Below are 14,941 nucleotides of genomic sequence, written 5' to 3'. Positions count from 1 at the left end.
TGCGGTTGCGCTGGGGAGGACGTGAAGACCTTCACCTTCACCATCACGCAGGCCTTCCTCGGCGTCGACGGCTGCAAACCGTGCGCCATCAAGTTCGCACGGTCATGACCGCCGATAATGGGTGCGGCACCTACGCCACCTTCACGATCACCGGCCCCTACGGAACCGGATTCGGAGGTTACCTCGGCGACGCGGGGACCATCGACATCTCCACCAGCTGCATTGCCCCCTCATGATGAAACCTCCGATCCGACGCGTCGGCGACAACGTCATCGTCTGCAAGGCCCAGCTTTCGGCCCAGCAGGGCAGACGCCAATCCTTCGCCCAGTCGGTCATCGCGGCGGCGACGCTCAACGAGGACGGCGATTACGTCCTGCCTCACGACAAGATGCTCGCCCTGATGCGCGTGAAGGTCACCACCAACCCGAAACCCAAGCGGGCGCAAGACGCCACCATTGCCGCCCGGGAGGCCATCTGCAAGGGATGCTCGTTCTGGGAACCCGCCGGATTCGGCAAAATGCACGAAATGCATCACGTGCAGCGGCCGGGGGCTTCTGGTCCGCGCCTTCAGCAAGTGCCCTCTTCCGTCGCCGAAGTGGGGGCCGGAGTTGACTGGCGCGGAAGGCGTATGAGCAACGTGAAGGAAACGCCCTCGATCCCCAAGGAAAGCGAGTTGGTGTCGGTGGTGGTGCCCCGGAGGGACGTGCTGGCGGTCATCCAGTTCCTCAATCGCTCGCGGCTCGAGGGCCACGAGGTTCCCACCTTCGTCAACGTCATGGGGCCGCTTCATCGCGCCGCGCAGGGACCGGCCGCCCAAATCGAGGTGAAGTCCCCCGCCTAGACCGGGTTGACACCCCCAAAGTGACGTGCAGCTCTACTTCGACCTGAACGCCGGTTCGCTCGTTGTCGGGCCGCTGAATAACACCGCCGTCGCGAAGCTCGCCTTTAAGCGGGGGGACTCGCAAACCATCAGCCTCCAATTCTGCCGCGGGGGAAGCGTCGTCGACCTGGACGATACGGCCTCAACCGGCATCTTCGGCATCAAGGTCAAGGGGGACTACAATGGGGGGTACATCGTCTCCGACCTGGCTTGGGAAAAGGCCGGAGCGGGTGCAAGTGCCGTCTACACCTTCTCGCCGTCGTTCAATACGACCGAGCTAAACACCCTCATCGACAACGGAGGGCATCCGCTGGCCTCGGTGACCTGCATGGGGGAAATCCAGGTCCGCAGCACGGCGGGCCTCATTACTTCCTCGAATACCTGGGACGCCATCATTCTCGACGACGTGATCAAGGGGGACGAAGGCATTCCCACGGATGCCGAGCCTGTCTATCCCTCCCCGGTCGACATCCTCACCGTCTCCCTTACGGGCTCCATCGCCCTGGTCGTCGGCCAGCAGGACTACACTGCCGATCTCACCGCCCTGGGGTTGTCCAGATCGCCTCGCGCCCTCCTGACCCTCTCCCTCCCGACGGACGCCGACGACATCCGCGCCCATCGGAACAAGACCGCCACCACGGCCACCTCCCTTGCTATCCACCTTTCCGCCGCTCCCGAATCGAGCGAGTCGGGCGGATCGATCGATTACCTGCTCATTCCATGAAAAAACTCCTCCTCCTCGCCCTCCTGGGCGCCTCCGCCTGCGCTCACGCTCAGGACAAGGTCAACAGCCCCAACTTTCAGGGCGCTGCCCGAAGCAATCTCGACATGGGCGGCCACTCCGTCATCGGCGCAGGGGCGGTTTCCATTGGCTCCGGTTCCGGGGCGGTTTCCGTCTCGGCCTCCTCCGGCGGGCTGAACGTCAGCGGAGCAGGCGGAACCGGTGGAGTCACCATTCAGGGAAACACCTTCAACGCTGCCAACCAGCTTGTGAAGCTCGATGGTGGGGGCATGCTTTTGCCGCAGTTTCTTCCGAAGGCCACCAGTTCTATTCTGGGGGCTGTGAAGATCGGCGGTGGATTGGCTGTGGCGGGCGATGGAACCCTTTCACTGCCCGTGGCATCCGCCTCGGTCCTGGGCGGCGTCAAAATCGGTTCCGGCCTCGCAATCGACGGTAGCGCTATCCTCTCTTTGGACGCTTCGGCAACAACGCAGGGGAATGCGTTCAATGCGCCCGGAAAATTGGTCAAGCTGAACACCGACCAATACTTCATTTTCGAGGGCGACTCGATCACGGCGGGCGCGTTCGCAACACATCCCTTCTCCTATTATTTCGCCTCGATGTCCTTCGCGTCCGGGCGCGGAACGATCATTAATGATGCCGTTAGTGGGAGCACGATCTCTCCGGGGTCGGGATCGGGAAATAACGTATCCGATCGCTACAACTCCAACGTGAAGCCCTATCGCCCGTCAGCGAGCGGCGGAAGCGGTGGAGCGACCGCTTATCTGTTCCTCATGATCGGGACGAACGATATAGGGAATCTCGGTAATACCGGATCGCAGGTCATCACCGCCCTCGGCACCTACTGCGCCCAGGCGCGGAGCGACGGCTTCACGTTGGTGCTCTCCACGATCACGCCCCGGACGAGCGCCTACGGCTGGACAGCGACAATGGAGGGCTATCGTCAGCAGGTGAACAGCGCCATTCGTAACGGAACAATTCCCTGCGATATCCTGATTGATTACGCCGCCGCGCTCTCGAACCCAGCTGACACTGGGCTCTACTACGATGGACTCCACCCGCTCGACGCGGGGCAGCAGGTACTGGCGCGATATCTCAATGGCGTCATGGCTGGCAAAGGGGCGGGTGTTCCTGCGACGCCCGGCTACACGGACGTGCCTTTCGCAGGCATGAATTTCACCGGCCCCATCACGTTTCCGCAAAACTCCAAGTTAACGGACGGCAGCTCCAACACCCTCTCGTTTTTCTCTAGCGGGTCGATCCCTAGTGGCCCTTCTTTCGGCGTCTCGACGGCGAACGTTTATTTGGACGCCGCGGGGGGATCGAGTTCCGAAATCGGAATCGGCAAGAATCACACCGGGTCTAAAATCCTGCTCCGCGGGTATGAACTCAATGCCGACACCGAGCACGGAATGACTTTAAATAGGCAACGTCATCGACGGCACTCCAATCCTTCACACGCTTTACACGGGAAATCCGATATTCGATATCATCGAGTCGCCATCCAATGAGGCTAATTCTTCCAGCGCCACGTGGCTCTGGTCGAACGGACATGCGCTCGCGCTTGATACATCGTCTGGCACGGATGCCTTCACTGTTAACAGCATCTATCATGGGCCGATCAACATGGGGCAGGCGCTCACGATCACGCCGTCCGGATCTGGGCCGACCTCTTGGACTAAAACCAACGGGAGTGACCTGACGGGTGGGGGTGGCGGCCTCGCTGTTTATAGTGGCGGAGGAAACCTGTATGGCATGCACCTCGGCGGAAACGCGGCGGGCTTCGCTACGGAGATTGTTTGGGCGTCCGGCCAGAACGGCGTCTCCTTCCGCCCCATTGCCACCGACGGCACGACGGGAAGCGTTGTTGCTGCGATTTATGGAAATGGTTTTGCCTCGTTCGGGGGGGGACATGAATGACGGGGTCAACGCCCTCCAGGTGAATGGGACTATTAGGATCGGGTCATCCCCCCCCGCGAACGCCACCTCTTCCGGTGTTGCTGGTACGATTACCTGGGACTCGTCCTACATCTACGTCTGCACGGCGACGAACACCTGGAAGCGGGCCGCGCTTTCGAGCTGGTAGCCGCCCCTACCCCTAATTATGAGCTACGACGAATTAAAGGCCCGCCTCGACGCCCAGGACATCCTTCTTAACGAGATCAAGACGGCCGTGGTGGGAAACCCCGCATTCGGAACGACCGGCCTTGTTCTTCGCGTGGCCACCGTCGAGCGGGATGTGGCCGAGTTCCAGGGCGACAAGAAGAAAGTCATGGGGGCTGCCTTCGTACTTTCACTCCTGGGTACGGGCTTGATGGCCCTCATCGAGTGGGGCCTCCACCTGTTCAAGGACTAACGAGGATCGGTTGACAGGCGGCGAGGGGAGTATGAATCTCCTCCTTCGCCTCCTCATCCCGGTCCTCTTCGACCTGGTTTCCCCCGCCCTTGCGGCGTTCGGCCAGTGGCTCCGATCCCTCGGCGTCCACCCGGAGCACGTCGACCCCCTCATCCAGTTCGTCTCCGATCATTTCTCGGGCTGGGTCTTCATCACCGCGGGAGCCATCTACGCCGTGATCCACTCCGTCACGCTGCGGAAGAAGATCGTCGAATGGGTCCGGGCCAGGTTCTCCGGTCCTGGCACCAGCCCGGCGGCTGTCGTCCTCCTCTTCTCGGCCTCGCTCTTCGTCTCCGGCTGCGCGGAACTGACCAGCGCGGCGAAGTCGGCGGGCTCCACGGTCGAGAAAGCCGCGACGGTCGTAGCCGCCCTCCCCGCCTCGAACTTCGTCGCCACGGCCGCCGGGGACTACGCAGCCGGTCGCATTCTAGCGAACGTCCAGGGCAGCGGGACGGGGAAGATTGGCTCCCTCGTCACGGGAGCCCTCTACAAGATCACCTCCTCGACCGGCACCGTCGACACCTCCGATGCCTCGATCGCCGCCGCGAAGGCCGAGGGCAAGGCGGGCCTGAGCGACGCCGAGGTCGCTATCTACGACGCCATTTTCGACGCCACCGCCTCCGCCCTCAAGACCTTCCTAACGCAGTATCCGAACAGCTCCGCCCTCACCTCAGCGTTCCTCTACGGCATGGAGGTCCGGTTCAACGCCGGGAGCTAGGTCATGGTCATACCCGCCTGGCTCACTGCCCTCCTGCCGGAAGCCCTTAAGGCCTGGGCTGAGACGGCGGGCCTCATCAAACAGCGCGATACCGAGAGCAACACCCCGGCCATGATCCAGAACGCGCAGACCCTCCGCGAGGCCGCCGAGGTCGAGAAAGACAACGAGGCCGAAGCCAAGGCCATCAAGGGAGACGAATCCGATGCGCAATCTCGCCTGTCTTAGCCCTCGCCTTGATCTTGGCTGGGTGCGGCACGGTCGCTCCGAAGCCCGTCCCCGCGCCGGAGACCCCCGCTATGTGGACCGAACCGCACGCCCCCGTCTTCGACGCTCAAGGAAAATGCGCCGGATACCGGGTCAGTGCCTACTACGTCACTCACTTCACCGACCTAGCGGCGACCTATGGCACCCGCTTTCATCCCGCCCTCAAGGGAGGCGAAGGGATGACGGCGACCGACACGGCGGGTTTCGTCACCGTCGATCGGGATCTTCAGAACATGAGTCTGGCGCGGTGGGCGCGGGAAGCCGCTAAGCCCTAGGTTGACTCGCCGCATTTGATGCGGGGGATGTCCCGTTCCGCAAGGCCGGGAAGGGTTTGCATGTTTCCCCTCCTTCCATCCCCCGCACCACTTTCATGCCGACCCCATCCGCCAACCGCATTCGGATCGAGCTGACGCAATACGGCCAGGGCAAGAGCGTCGGCGGTTGGGACTCCTACGAGGATGACGACACGAACAAGGGCCTGGCCTCCTTCGGCGTCCTGGTCGACGGGGAGACGCTCGCCATCACCCGCGCCATCGTCGCCTTCTTCCCCTTCCTGCGGCCGCGAGACATGATCCAGATCGAGAGGGAGGACGGCACGGTCCTTTTCGCGGGTCAGTACCTCGACCATGCGGAGTGGAACAACCCGGCCTTCACCGACTCAAAGAAGTGGGCGGCCAACTTCAAGCTAGCCCGCATCGATCGCTTCATGCGCCATTTCGATCCCACCCTCCCCGACGGCCTGAGCGAGCCGCTTTACGCCTCGATCCCGGCGCGTAGGGCGGGATTGGCTTAGGAATCTTTAATGACGTAGGAGTGGAGTGTCTTGTTTGGATACTTCACCAGCCCATCATCAATTGCATCAACGCGAACGGGCGCTAAAGTCCTCGCTTTGTTCTTCGGGTAGTTCTTGAGGAGTATCAGGCCTGTAGCACGTTCCCCCTTCAAAGATTTTGACTCTCGGTCTGAATCGGCTTTGGCGGTCTCGGCATCGCATTCCACAAGAACGCCGTCATCTTGCACTTGCATGATATTTCCTACGATCGCGTAGACCTTCTTCTCCTCAGCGGCGGGGAGAGGGGAGAGGTCTTCCGCATAGACTGCGGACGCCATGAGGAGGAAGGCGGCCAGCGGGCGAAGAAACTTCATGGGCGTATAGTGCTACAAGTTGGAAATTTGAACAAGCCATTAGCATGCGTATCGTGTAACCCTTTAAGGAAGGGATGCTCTAAACGAAAGAGCCACCAAAAAGCCAATCCATCAATTATCGGACGTAATGTGCTTAATATGCAATTCGTTATGATCCAAAAACCGCCCTTTCCTAAAGGGTAGGTCAGCGGTTCGACTCCGCTCGGGACCACCAGTTTATAATATGGTCTTCGGCTTGATTTTAAGCTGATAGAATGGCAGTATAAGCCAGATAACCCACGGACGTTAGATACCATAACAGACCAAGTTGGACGATTTAAAGAGCCAATAAAAGCCACTATGCCGCGAATTTCCGCCATCACCATCCAGAAAGCCGGGGATCGCTTCATTGTTGTGATCCCTCCTCTATTTTCCGAAACCGGCAAGCGAAAGCGCCTTTTCTTCTCTTCGCAAACCAAGGCCAAGGAGGAGGCCAAAGCCCGCAGGGACGCTTTCTTTTCCGGCAAGCGAGCTAATCCCACCACCGACGTGGACGAGGCCGTTCTCCTTCTTGCTAAGGAGCGCGGACTCACTCCACAGCAAATGGCCGATGCGATCCGATCCTATTCCCCCGCCCCTGTCGCCAGCACCTCCACCCTCCGCCAGCGGATCGACGAGTTCATAGACCATCAGCGCGATGTCATGAAGCGGGCCGACCGGACCATCAAGAACCTCCGATGGAAGCTGGGGCCCTTCGCCCGCGCCTCCGGCGGACTCCCCGCGGCACTGGTTCGGCCGGAAGACCTTCTCGCCGTTCTGGAGGCGATTCCCGACATGGAAACCCGCCGGAGCCACTACCTTGGAGCAACGGTCTTTTTCGGATGGCTGACCCGGCGGGGCTTCGTTTCGGTGAATCCCATGCGCGTCCCGGGCCGCCACATCGAGCCCATCGAGGTTCCGTACAAGGCTCCGATCATCTTGACCCTTGAGGAAGAGAAGGCGCTTCTGGATGCCTCCTCCGGCGAAACCCGGGCACTGCTCGCCTTGAAGTGTTTTGCGGGAATACGGTCCATCGAGCTATTTTCCGAATCCTGGGGGAGGCCCCGCCTCCAGTGGGAGGATTTCGATTGGAAAGAGGGAGTCATCCACATTCGCCGAGAGGTGGCAAAGGGAACCCGGAAGAAGGACAATGAGCGCTGGGTTCCGATCAACGATGCGCTGCGGGCCTGGATACCGGCGGCAGATCGAAAGAAGGCCGGGCCGGTTGCCTCGCGGACCCAAAAGTACATCTTCGACGATTTCCGGGCCCTCCTCATCAAGGCGAATGAAAAGCTCGAAAAGAAGCTGCGGGAGTGGCCCGACAACGGCCCCCGCCACTCGTTCGCTTCCTACTTCCTGGCCGCCTATCCCGAACGCGGAGCGGCGGAGCTGGCGCGGATCATGGGGAACTCGGAGACGGTCGCCTTGGGGAGCTACGTGAAGTCGATCAAACGCCAGACCGGGGGGGCGTGGTTCGCGTTGCGGCCTTGATCTGAAGGTGAAGAAGTAGAGAGATGCTTGTCGAGGTTGAACTGACAACCATCGGTTTGCAAAACTGGTGCTCTACCGCCGAGCTAAAGCGGCATTGGAGAGAGTTGCCCGTATGCCTTTTTCCGCGAGGCCTGATAATCGGACGACAGAACGAATTCAACGGCCTTCTGCGGGACGCGAAGCCATTTCGCGAGATCAAGAGTAGTTTGTCCAGCAGCCAGGCGAGCGAGGCATTCGGCATTGAACTGCCACGGGATCATCAGTTCGTAAGCCACGTAAATGGCGTATCTTTCTGACTCGAACGGCTGACTGCCGTCGACCTGCAGTGGCGCTTTGTTGATGAGCTCTTGAACAAGGCGAATCGGATCAGTTGTGAAGCGACTGGGATCGGTGTCGATGATCAGATGGGCCAATTCCTTCGCCATGATGAAGCGACGCCAGCACCCATTATTGATTCCGGGATAGATAACCCGGGCGCGGTCTTTATATCGCAGGAGCATCCCGATGAGGGCCTCCGGAGTCCAGGTGTTCTCCTCGAAATGGATCTTGAAAGCAACACCCACCGATAGGCGTTTTTCGATGGCCTCTCGGACATCCCCCATGATGTTAATGGGGGGCTGAAGGTTCGGAATGCTGGCCAACACCTCAAGGACTGACTGGCAGACTTCGAGGAAGGTGATGGCGGGGTGCGGACTAGACGGCTCCGACATGGGCCGCCTTGGGGGAGAGTGCCTTGTTTGCCTCCTCCAGGAAGCCTTCGACCGTCGTGTTCTCGACGCCGGTAGCGAAGAACTTGATATCAACCAATCCGTTAGCCTTTTCCTTCTCGCACCATTCTAGGAATTGACGAGTGGCGGGACCAACGGGGGCGGAGGTGGTCGTGGTAGCGTTCATTGGTTTTATTGAGCGGTCCTATATATCCGAACCTATCGTGATGTCAACAAATATTTGTCTTCAACCCCTTGATTCAGAGTAACTCATAATCGGCTTAATGCAACACGCTTTACTTACACAGTGTAACGCGCATGCCTGTCATATCATCGGCTTATTCCTGGTACTTCTGTAGCCGAAACTTCAGAGCGTGGGCCTTCTGCCGGGCCGTTCGGCCCTTCCACGCTACAACTTCGTGAACTTCGTTCCAGAGCTTCGGGTCATTGATCTTGCGGATCTGTCGTATGATCTCCCCTAGCTCGGCCTCGGCGCTGGCGCTAGCCCAGGGCTCAGCCCTCTCTCGGGCCTCCTTCGCTAGTTCTGCCAGCATCTCGGCCATGCGGTGATTGCGCGAGCCCCCGGGGGCCTCTGGTTCATCGTACTCGGGAAGATCCTCGGATATCTGAATGCCCTCCTCGCGAAGAGCGCGGAGCGATACGTCCAGGAGCCACCCGGAGAGGTCGAAACCCTGCCTCTGGGCGTTGTGAATAAGTACGGCTTTAAATTCCGTTGAACAGCGGAAGCTAATATTTACGGCCTTCTTCGCGTCTAACGAAGTTAGACGCCGACTCGGTCGACTCCCGTTTGTGGTGCTCATAATATGGATGGAATGAAGATCGTTTCCTTAATGCAGAACGCGTGCCGGTGGAGTATCTACTTCGGCCAGCTACTCGCCTTTTTCCTTGCGTGGGGGCTGTGGCGGGCGCGGCTTCTGGGATGCGATCTTCGCCTTTTTGCTCGCCTCCTGCTCAATCGTTTCCCTGTCTACCTCGCGCTTCAAAAGATTAGCGATGTACTGAGAAAACGATAGCCCCAGGCTTCGCGCCTTCTTCTGCCCCGCATTCTTAAGTGATGGGCTGATAGCTATGTTTTGTCGTACGCGTTTTTCTCCTTCTCCGTCAATAGGTATTTGTCCCATAGCATAAAGATTGCGCAATAATTGCTGTAGACTCAAGTTTTACTTTTTCATTGCGCAAAGGTTGTGTAATGATGGGTGAATGGCAAATCGAAAGACGAATCATCCCAAAGTTCGGACGAACTTAGCGCTAGACCCGGTCCTGAAAAAATCGTCATCCCGGTTGGCGTTTAAACGCGGGATTAGCTTCTCCCGTTATGTGTCCGACCTTCTCGCAAGAGATCTGGAGGCCTCCAAATGACCTCCCCCTCCTCTATTGACCCTGTTTGGGAGGGCATCGCATGGGTGTCCGAATATACCGGACTTCATCCGCGCCGGATTAGGCGCATGGCCTCCCACAAGCCCAAGGCGCTTATCCCTGCCCATCGTCGAGAGGGAATGCGCGATTGGCGCTTCAAGACCTCGGAGATCAAGGTGTGGTGGGCCGCCGCCTATAACGGCGCTGCGCTGCCGAAGGGGGGCGCGTGAACCTCTCCTCCATTCTCAAGGACGCCCATGGGGGCGAGATGACGCAGGCGAATTTCCGCATGCCCCGCACCACGAAAAAGCGGATGGATGCCATCTGCAAGGCGCATGGCGTTTCGGCCTCGCTCGCGATTCGTCGGTTGGTCATGGGTTTCGTCGACAGCTACGACGCCCAGGCCCCGAAGCGGAAAGGAGTGCGCCGTGGCTGATATCTACGCCGCCGTCCACGTCCGCGTCACCTGCAAGCCCGATGACATCGCCGACGTGAAAGCCGCCGAGGCTGCCGTCCTGCGCTTCGTCGAGATCGGTCTCGACCATGTCCGGGACACCCACCCCCTCGTCCTGGACGCCCGAGTGCGCGGCGTGGAGGTCGAAGAGGACCGGTCGGACTTCGACAAGGTCGATCGCCACCCCCAGGGAACTGAGCCGGAGAATCGCCGATGAGCCTCCGCACTGAGTTCTTCTATTCCGGGTATGAGGCGGGCTTCGCGTATGGCGACTCGGGAGCTATTCCCAACGCAGCCATCATCGAGGCGATGTCTCCCGAGAACCGGGAAGATTTCCACGCCGGGTTCCGACAGGGAACCGAGGCGGCCCGCATTGCGGGCGCTGAGGTGGCGAGGGGGATGCGATGAGCCTCCTCCGCTTCTTCCGCAGGAAGGCGTCCGCACCCTCGATGATCGACGTTCGCGGCCTTCGGATTGCCACTCCGCGCCGGGTTCGTCCCGCGCCCAGCGTGAACCTCGACGTGCCGACGTTTCAGCGTCAAGGCAAGTCGGTACAGGCCGCCCGGAGGATCATCGAATGAGCCGCTTCACGAAGGACATCCCGGACATGTGGCCGCCCCTGTGGGGGATGATCGCGGTTCTAGTCATCGCGGGAATCGTCTTCATCACCGCCCTCATCCTCGCGGTCGACTCCGTTATCCGACTTTTTTCCACCCCGTAATTCAGTCCCAAAAAACACCAACCACGCACCAACCATGCTCAAAAATATCGTTAAAAAGAAAATCACCGCGAAGGCCAAGAAGCCCTCCGCGCCCGCCGTCTCCGACAAAACCGTCCTCGTCCTCCGTTCCTGCACGGCGGAGATGCGCGGACCCCACGGAAGCTCCTTCACGTGGCCCAAGGAGGGCCCCGTTGAATGCCCCGACTGGAATGCCGCCGCCCACTGCGGCAACGGCCTTCACGGCTGGCTCTGGGGCCAGGGCAATCTCGGCATGAAGGTCAACGACCCCAAGGCGGTCTGGCTCGTCGTCGAAGTCGCCGAAAAGGACATCGTCGACCTCGACGGAAAGGTGAAGTTCCCTCGCGGCAACGTCATCTATTCCGGGAACTGGTGGCAGGCTTTCGAGATCATCCGTTCCCGCCGCCCCGCGGCGGAAAAATTTGAGAAAATCGCGACCGGCAACTCCGGCCACGCGGCGGCGACCGGCAACTCCGGCCACGCGGCGGCGACCGGCTACTCCGGCCACGCGGCGGCGACCGGCTACTCCGGCCACGCGGCGGCGACCGGCGACTCCGGCCACGCGGCGGCGACCGGCAACTCCGGCCACGCGGCGGCGACCGGCAACTCCGGCCACGCGGCGGCGACCGGCAACTCCGGCCACGCGGCGGCGACCGGCTACTCCGGCCACGCGGCGGCGACCGGCTACTCCGGCCACGCGGCGGCGACCGGCTACTCCGGCCACGCGGCGGCGACCGGCAACTCCGGCCACGCGGCGGCGACCGGCTACTCCGGCCACGCGGCGGCGACCGGCAACTCCGGCCACGCGGCGGCGACCGGCGACTACGGCCACGCGGCGGCGACCGGCTACTACGGCCACGCGGCGGCGACCGGCAACTACGGCCACGCGGCGGCGACCGGCGACTACGGCCACGCGGCGGCGACCGGCTACTACGGCCACGCGGCGGCGACCGGCAACTACGGGATTGCTGTTGCGCTCGGAAAAAATGGGCGGGCTAAAGCCGGGAAGGACGGCCTCGTCGTTCTCCGCTACCAGGACGACACCGCGGATCGCCCTCGGGTGGTGGTCGGTTATGTCGGCGAGGACGGCGTGAAGGCTGACACGTGGTACGTCGTCCGGGACGGCAAGCTCTCGGAGGTCAAGTAATGAAGCACATCCAAGGGGATCTCCTCGCCATTGAGCGCGGCATTCTTGTTCATCAAGTGAACTGCATCGGAGCCATGGGCGGCCTCGCGGGTCAGGTCCGTGAGAAGTGGCCCTTGCTGGGTCGTGAGTACCGAGGCCTCTGCGCGGCGGACAAGCTGCGCCCGGGTATGGTTACGTTCTTCCGGGCTGCCCCGGAACTCATCATCGCCAACTTGGCGGGCCAGTTGGGCGTCGGTCGCGCAGCCACCGATTACGACGCCTACGAGGTGGCTCTCCCGGCCATTAAATCAATGTCCGCCGTTACGGGCCTTCCGATCTTCTTCCCCCACAAAATCGGTTGCGGCTTGGGCGGCGGGGATTGGGACCGGATGTTTTTGATCCTGAAGAACCACTGCCCGGACGCGACGCTCGTTGAGTTCCTTCCCGACCTGGAGGAGATCGAAGCGTGAAGCCTGCTGAACCTCCTAAACCCCACCTCTACGTCCTTCGCCGTCGCAGAAAGCTCTTCACCACCCGCCGGAAATTCTGGCGGACGATGAAATCGAACTAACCCCACTCCATACCTTTATGTCCGAAACCACTCCCACTGAATCCAATCAAGCGCTCATTACCAAGCCCGCTGTCTCCCGCGAAATCCGCGTCGTCCATGACGACGGCCCGAATGCCTTCCTTCTCGACACCGCCCGATACGAGCACATCTGGCGAATCGCCACGTCGATGGCGGCCGCGTCGCTCATCCCCAAGCACCTCAAAGGAAACACGGCGGAGCAGGCCCGGGCGAACTGCTTCCTCGTCGTCAACCAGGCCCTCCGGTGGGGCATGGACCCTTTCGCAGTAGCGCCGGAAACGTACGAGGTTGGAGGCAAGCTTGCCTTCCAAGGGAAGCTCGTCGCCGCAGTCATCAACGCCCGGGCGGGATTGGCGAAGCGCCTTTGCTACGCCTTCACCGGCAAGGGGGATGCCATGACGATCACCGTCTCCGGCACGCTGCTGGGCGAGTCCGAGCCTCGAACCATCACCCTGTCCGTCGGCGACGCGAAGACGGAAAACAAGATGTGGAAGAACGATCCCGAGCAGAAGCTCGTCTACTCCGGGGCTTTGAAATGGGCTCGCCGCCACGCGCCGGAGATCATCCTTGGTGTCTATTCCGAGGACGACGTGGATCGCATCCAGGAGGAACGCGCCGTTCCTTCGCGCTCCTTCGCTGAGGCGATCTCGGTCGGTAGTGAGATTCAGCCTCGCGAGATCAGAGTTTGCGAGGACGGCGTGAGCAAGACAGCCAAGGTCATGATGACCGAGCCTGTCCCGGAAGAGGAACCCCGGCGCGGACGGTCGGCGCCCCGTCCCGTCCCGGCTGATCCTGCTGACGATGTACCGATGGGGGACGCGCCTGCTTCCGCCACTCATCTCCAATCGCTTCTGGAAGAGGCTGCGAAGTGGGGAAAGGCCGAGATGGTGGAACAAGCCGAAGTCCTCGCCGCCGCCTCGACGCGCTGGTCGGGATTCAAGGGCTATAAGCGGTACGCCGATCTCCCGGTCGACCTCCAGACGGACCTTAAGCGGGGCTTCGAGATCCTCATGACCGAGGGGGGGAAGTAATGAATCCCGGAATTTACTACGGGCTCCCCGCCGACGAGTACCACGCCGCTCCCGGCGTCTCGGCCTCGATGCTCAAGGCTATGCGTCGCTCTCCCGCCCACATGCGGGCCGAGATGGCGAACCGGAAGGAAACGGAGGCGATGCGTTTCGGAACGCTCCTCCACCTCCGCCTCCTGGAGCCGGAACGGTACAAGGCCGAATGCGTTATCATTCCCCCCGACGCGCCGGATCGCCCCACCAAGGCACAGCTCGCCGCCGCCAAGCCCGCGCCGAAGACGGTCGAGCAAATCGCGTGGTGGGCGAAGTTCGACGCCGAGACGGTCGGGAAGACGGTTATCGACCAGGAGGAAGCCTTCACGATCGAGCGCATCGCCCGGAACGTCTTCGCCCATCCCATCGCCCGCGAGCTATTGACCGGAGAGGGACAGAACGAGGTATCCATCTTCGCCGTCGATCCCGTGACCGGACTGCCTCTCCGGTGCCGCGTGGACCGGATTAAAGGCCGGGTTTTCGTGGACATCAAGAAGACCGTCAACGCCGCGGATTGGGAGTTCTCGAAGACCGTCGCCGACATGGGGTATCACCTCCAGGGGGCCCTCTACCTCCGCGTGGGTGCGTTGGCCCAGCTCGCCCCGGAATACTTCGTCCTCATCGCCATCGAGCCGCTTCCTCCCTATGCCGTGAACTGCTTCGCGTTGGGCGTGAAATCCCTCAGCCGGGGCGATGAGGAATGCGCTGCGCTCCTCGCCCAATACAAGGAGTGCGAGGCGTCCGGGATCTGGCCCGCCTACAAGCAGACGCTCCGCACCTTGGAAATCCCCCGGTACGCGCTCATGCGCCCCGAGGACGCCGAGGTTGTGTTCGATCCCGCGGAGTCCACCGCCGACGAGGAAGGAGTCGCATGAACTCCCCCATGACCCAAGAGGAGGCGACCGGGCTTCAGACCATCTTCAAGACGCAGTCCCTCCGTGCCTCATGCGTGGCGATTGCAGTCGCCGCCAAGGCGGGGGAGTTCTGGCCGGATGAGGTTGACCTCTCACTCCCGAAGGCGGACCGCAACTGCATCGGCAACGCGTACAAGCTCATGAAAGACACGTTGGGCGTTATCGCCCTGGCGGAGCCCCACGTCGTTCGCCGATCGAAGAGCGGGCCGAGTCGAGGCCACCTCATCCGCAAGTACCGAACCGTTGATTTCCGCCTGGCCCGGACGATTGCCCGCCTCGCGCCGTCGGACCAGCTCGACCTCATTTCCAACTAACCATCA

General features: G+C 61.3%; 25 protein-coding genes and 1 tRNA gene. 22 read left to right on the top strand and 4 right to left on the bottom strand.

The annotated features are described in order from the left end of the window. The first annotated feature begins 104 nt into the window (after positions 1 to 104). The 10 genes from BLU04_RS17130 to BLU04_RS16100 all read left to right on the top strand — a co-directional run bounded on the left by BLU04_RS17130 (position 105) and on the right by BLU04_RS16100 (position 5,792). Positions 105 to 236 (top strand): hypothetical protein, encoded by a 132-nt coding sequence (locus tag BLU04_RS17130; RefSeq protein ID WP_255360054.1) that lies wholly within the window; start codon positions 105 to 107, stop codon positions 234 to 236. Further along, positions 233 to 841, top strand: a complete 609-nt coding sequence (locus BLU04_RS16135) for a hypothetical protein (RefSeq protein WP_093288333.1) — start codon at positions 233 to 235, stop codon at positions 839 to 841. The genes BLU04_RS17130 and BLU04_RS16135 overlap by 4 nt, the downstream gene beginning before the upstream one ends. 25 nt (positions 842 to 866) lie before the next feature. After that, positions 867 to 1,604 (top strand): hypothetical protein, encoded by a 738-nt coding sequence (locus tag BLU04_RS16130; protein WP_093288240.1) that lies wholly within the window; start codon positions 867 to 869, stop codon positions 1,602 to 1,604. Continuing rightward, on the top strand, positions 1,601 to 3,133 hold the full coding sequence (locus BLU04_RS16125; RefSeq protein WP_093288330.1) for a GDSL-type esterase/lipase family protein: 1,533 nt from the start codon (positions 1,601 to 1,603) through the stop codon (positions 3,131 to 3,133). The genes BLU04_RS16130 and BLU04_RS16125 overlap by 4 nt, the downstream gene beginning before the upstream one ends. A 401-nt stretch (positions 3,134 to 3,534) precedes the next feature. After that, a complete protein-coding gene (locus BLU04_RS16725; RefSeq protein ID WP_157895426.1) occupies positions 3,535 to 3,708 on the top strand; it encodes a hypothetical protein in 174 nt (57 codons plus the stop codon). A gap of 18 nt (positions 3,709 to 3,726) precedes the next feature. After that, positions 3,727 to 3,978: a hypothetical protein gene (locus BLU04_RS16120; RefSeq protein ID WP_093288236.1), complete on the top strand. Its 252-nt coding sequence runs from the start codon at positions 3,727 to 3,729 to the stop codon at positions 3,976 to 3,978. A gap of 31 nt (positions 3,979 to 4,009) precedes the next feature. Then, complete coding sequence (locus BLU04_RS16115) at positions 4,010 to 4,735, top strand: hypothetical protein (RefSeq protein WP_093288233.1); 726 nt, start codon at positions 4,010 to 4,012, stop codon at positions 4,733 to 4,735. A gap of 3 nt (positions 4,736 to 4,738) precedes the next feature. Continuing rightward, positions 4,739 to 4,960, top strand: coding sequence for a hypothetical protein (locus BLU04_RS16110; protein WP_093288230.1), 222 nt, complete (start codon positions 4,739 to 4,741; stop codon positions 4,958 to 4,960). A gap of 71 nt (positions 4,961 to 5,031) precedes the next feature. Next, positions 5,032 to 5,274, top strand: a complete 243-nt coding sequence (locus tag BLU04_RS16105; protein WP_157895420.1) for a hypothetical protein — start codon at positions 5,032 to 5,034, stop codon at positions 5,272 to 5,274. Between the two features lie 95 nt (positions 5,275 to 5,369). Then, positions 5,370 to 5,792, top strand: coding sequence for a hypothetical protein (locus BLU04_RS16100; protein ID WP_093288225.1), 423 nt, complete (start codon positions 5,370 to 5,372; stop codon positions 5,790 to 5,792). Here BLU04_RS16100 and BLU04_RS16095 read toward each other — a convergent pair. Then, positions 5,789 to 6,145: a hypothetical protein gene (locus BLU04_RS16095; RefSeq protein WP_093288222.1), complete on the bottom strand. Its 357-nt coding sequence runs from the start codon at positions 6,143 to 6,145 to the stop codon at positions 5,789 to 5,791. The two genes, BLU04_RS16100 and BLU04_RS16095, sit on opposite strands and share 4 nt — an antisense overlap. 146 nt (positions 6,146 to 6,291) lie before the next feature. Between BLU04_RS16095 and BLU04_RS16720 the strand changes: the two genes are divergently transcribed. Both BLU04_RS16720 and BLU04_RS16090 read left to right on the top strand, forming a co-directional pair. Next, positions 6,292 to 6,359: transfer RNA gene (locus BLU04_RS16720), tRNA-Arg, on the top strand. Between the two features lie 314 nt (positions 6,360 to 6,673). Continuing rightward, on the top strand, positions 6,674 to 7,654 hold the full coding sequence (locus tag BLU04_RS16090) for a hypothetical protein (RefSeq protein WP_157894988.1): 981 nt from the start codon (positions 6,674 to 6,676) through the stop codon (positions 7,652 to 7,654). Positions 7,655 to 7,737: 83 nt separating this feature from the next. On the opposite strand, the gene BLU04_RS16080 is transcribed toward BLU04_RS16090, so the two are convergent. The 3 genes from BLU04_RS16080 to BLU04_RS16075 all read right to left on the bottom strand — a co-directional run bounded on the left by BLU04_RS16080 (position 7,738) and on the right by BLU04_RS16075 (position 9,182). Then, complete coding sequence (locus tag BLU04_RS16080) at positions 7,738 to 8,364, bottom strand: ImmA/IrrE family metallo-endopeptidase (RefSeq protein ID WP_093280661.1); 627 nt, start codon at positions 8,362 to 8,364, stop codon at positions 7,738 to 7,740. Continuing rightward, positions 8,348 to 8,548, bottom strand: a complete 201-nt coding sequence (locus tag BLU04_RS16715) for a hypothetical protein (protein ID WP_157894987.1) — start codon at positions 8,546 to 8,548, stop codon at positions 8,348 to 8,350. The genes BLU04_RS16080 and BLU04_RS16715 overlap by 17 nt, the downstream gene beginning before the upstream one ends. Before the next feature lie 151 nt (positions 8,549 to 8,699). Beyond that, complete coding sequence (locus BLU04_RS16075) at positions 8,700 to 9,182, bottom strand: hypothetical protein (RefSeq protein WP_093280658.1); 483 nt, start codon at positions 9,180 to 9,182, stop codon at positions 8,700 to 8,702. A 782-nt stretch (positions 9,183 to 9,964) separates the two neighbouring features. On the opposite strand from BLU04_RS16075, the gene BLU04_RS16065 reads away from it, so the two are divergent. The 10 genes from BLU04_RS16065 to BLU04_RS16030 all read left to right on the top strand — a co-directional run bounded on the left by BLU04_RS16065 (position 9,965) and on the right by BLU04_RS16030 (position 14,935). Beyond that, the gene (locus BLU04_RS16065; RefSeq protein WP_093280650.1) at positions 9,965 to 10,174 is read left to right on the top strand and encodes a hypothetical protein; all 210 of its coding nucleotides are present in this window, start codon (positions 9,965 to 9,967) and stop codon (positions 10,172 to 10,174) included. Further along, positions 10,167 to 10,409 (top strand): hypothetical protein, encoded by a 243-nt coding sequence (locus tag BLU04_RS16060; protein ID WP_093280647.1) that lies wholly within the window; start codon positions 10,167 to 10,169, stop codon positions 10,407 to 10,409. The genes BLU04_RS16065 and BLU04_RS16060 overlap by 8 nt, the downstream gene beginning before the upstream one ends. Further along, on the top strand, positions 10,406 to 10,600 hold the full coding sequence (locus BLU04_RS16055; protein WP_093280646.1) for a hypothetical protein: 195 nt from the start codon (positions 10,406 to 10,408) through the stop codon (positions 10,598 to 10,600). Before BLU04_RS16060 ends, BLU04_RS16055 begins: the two co-directional genes overlap by 4 nt. Continuing rightward, the gene (locus BLU04_RS16710) at positions 10,597 to 10,773 is read left to right on the top strand and encodes a hypothetical protein (protein ID WP_157894986.1); all 177 of its coding nucleotides are present in this window, start codon (positions 10,597 to 10,599) and stop codon (positions 10,771 to 10,773) included. The genes BLU04_RS16055 and BLU04_RS16710 overlap by 4 nt, the downstream gene beginning before the upstream one ends. Then, positions 10,770 to 10,913 (top strand): hypothetical protein, encoded by a 144-nt coding sequence (locus tag BLU04_RS16705; RefSeq protein ID WP_157894985.1) that lies wholly within the window; start codon positions 10,770 to 10,772, stop codon positions 10,911 to 10,913. Before BLU04_RS16710 ends, BLU04_RS16705 begins: the two co-directional genes overlap by 4 nt. A 34-nt stretch (positions 10,914 to 10,947) precedes the next feature. Then, positions 10,948 to 12,078, top strand: a complete 1,131-nt coding sequence (locus tag BLU04_RS16050) for a hypothetical protein (protein WP_093280631.1) — start codon at positions 10,948 to 10,950, stop codon at positions 12,076 to 12,078. Continuing rightward, entirely contained in the window at positions 12,078 to 12,527 is a 450-nt protein-coding gene (locus BLU04_RS16045) for a hypothetical protein (RefSeq protein WP_093280629.1), read from the top strand. The genes BLU04_RS16050 and BLU04_RS16045 overlap by 1 nt, the downstream gene beginning before the upstream one ends. Positions 12,528 to 12,645: 118 nt before the next feature. Next, positions 12,646 to 13,677 (top strand): hypothetical protein, encoded by a 1,032-nt coding sequence (locus BLU04_RS16040; RefSeq protein WP_093280628.1) that lies wholly within the window; start codon positions 12,646 to 12,648, stop codon positions 13,675 to 13,677. Continuing rightward, entirely contained in the window at positions 13,677 to 14,582 is a 906-nt protein-coding gene (locus BLU04_RS16035) for a PD-(D/E)XK nuclease-like domain-containing protein (protein WP_093280622.1), read from the top strand. Before BLU04_RS16040 ends, BLU04_RS16035 begins: the two co-directional genes overlap by 1 nt. Next, on the top strand, positions 14,579 to 14,935 hold the full coding sequence (locus BLU04_RS16030; RefSeq protein ID WP_093280620.1) for a hypothetical protein: 357 nt from the start codon (positions 14,579 to 14,581) through the stop codon (positions 14,933 to 14,935). The genes BLU04_RS16035 and BLU04_RS16030 overlap by 4 nt, the downstream gene beginning before the upstream one ends. The last annotated feature ends 6 nt before the right edge of the window (positions 14,936 to 14,941 follow it).

This window comes from Verrucomicrobium sp. GAS474 (assembly GCF_900105685.1).
Classification (GTDB): domain Bacteria; phylum Verrucomicrobiota; class Verrucomicrobiia; order Methylacidiphilales; family GAS474; genus GAS474.
This window is presented reverse-complemented; position numbering and strand designations above follow the sequence as displayed.

Coding starts and splice junctions, on each gene's coding strand:
- BLU04_RS17130 (WP_255360054.1), top strand. CDS start 105: ATGACCGCCGATAATGGGTGCGGCACCTACGCCACCTTCACGATCACC.
- BLU04_RS16135 (WP_093288333.1), top strand. CDS start 233: ATGATGAAACCTCCGATCCGACGCGTCGGCGACAACGTCATCGTCTGC.
- BLU04_RS16125 (WP_093288330.1), top strand. CDS start 1,601: ATGAAAAAACTCCTCCTCCTCGCCCTCCTGGGCGCCTCCGCCTGCGCT.
- BLU04_RS16725 (WP_157895426.1), top strand. CDS start 3,535: ATGAATGACGGGGTCAACGCCCTCCAGGTGAATGGGACTATTAGGATC.
- BLU04_RS16120 (WP_093288236.1), top strand. CDS start 3,727: ATGAGCTACGACGAATTAAAGGCCCGCCTCGACGCCCAGGACATCCTT.
- BLU04_RS16115 (WP_093288233.1), top strand. CDS start 4,010: ATGAATCTCCTCCTTCGCCTCCTCATCCCGGTCCTCTTCGACCTGGTT.
- BLU04_RS16110 (WP_093288230.1), top strand. CDS start 4,739: ATGGTCATACCCGCCTGGCTCACTGCCCTCCTGCCGGAAGCCCTTAAG.
- BLU04_RS16105 (WP_157895420.1), top strand. CDS start 5,032: ATGTGGACCGAACCGCACGCCCCCGTCTTCGACGCTCAAGGAAAATGC.
- BLU04_RS16100 (WP_093288225.1), top strand. CDS start 5,370: ATGCCGACCCCATCCGCCAACCGCATTCGGATCGAGCTGACGCAATAC.
- BLU04_RS16095 (WP_093288222.1), bottom strand. CDS start 6,145: ATGAAGTTTCTTCGCCCGCTGGCCGCCTTCCTCCTCATGGCGTCCGCA.
- BLU04_RS16080 (WP_093280661.1), bottom strand. CDS start 8,364: ATGTCGGAGCCGTCTAGTCCGCACCCCGCCATCACCTTCCTCGAAGTC.
- BLU04_RS16715 (WP_157894987.1), bottom strand. CDS start 8,548: ATGAACGCTACCACGACCACCTCCGCCCCCGTTGGTCCCGCCACTCGT.
- BLU04_RS16075 (WP_093280658.1), bottom strand. CDS start 9,182: ATGAGCACCACAAACGGGAGTCGACCGAGTCGGCGTCTAACTTCGTTA.
- BLU04_RS16055 (WP_093280646.1), top strand. CDS start 10,406: ATGAGCCTCCGCACTGAGTTCTTCTATTCCGGGTATGAGGCGGGCTTC.
- BLU04_RS16710 (WP_157894986.1), top strand. CDS start 10,597: ATGAGCCTCCTCCGCTTCTTCCGCAGGAAGGCGTCCGCACCCTCGATG.
- BLU04_RS16705 (WP_157894985.1), top strand. CDS start 10,770: ATGAGCCGCTTCACGAAGGACATCCCGGACATGTGGCCGCCCCTGTGG.
- BLU04_RS16050 (WP_093280631.1), top strand. CDS start 10,948: ATGCTCAAAAATATCGTTAAAAAGAAAATCACCGCGAAGGCCAAGAAG.
- BLU04_RS16045 (WP_093280629.1), top strand. CDS start 12,078: ATGAAGCACATCCAAGGGGATCTCCTCGCCATTGAGCGCGGCATTCTT.
- BLU04_RS16040 (WP_093280628.1), top strand. CDS start 12,646: ATGTCCGAAACCACTCCCACTGAATCCAATCAAGCGCTCATTACCAAG.
- BLU04_RS16035 (WP_093280622.1), top strand. CDS start 13,677: ATGAATCCCGGAATTTACTACGGGCTCCCCGCCGACGAGTACCACGCC.
- BLU04_RS16030 (WP_093280620.1), top strand. CDS start 14,579: ATGAACTCCCCCATGACCCAAGAGGAGGCGACCGGGCTTCAGACCATC.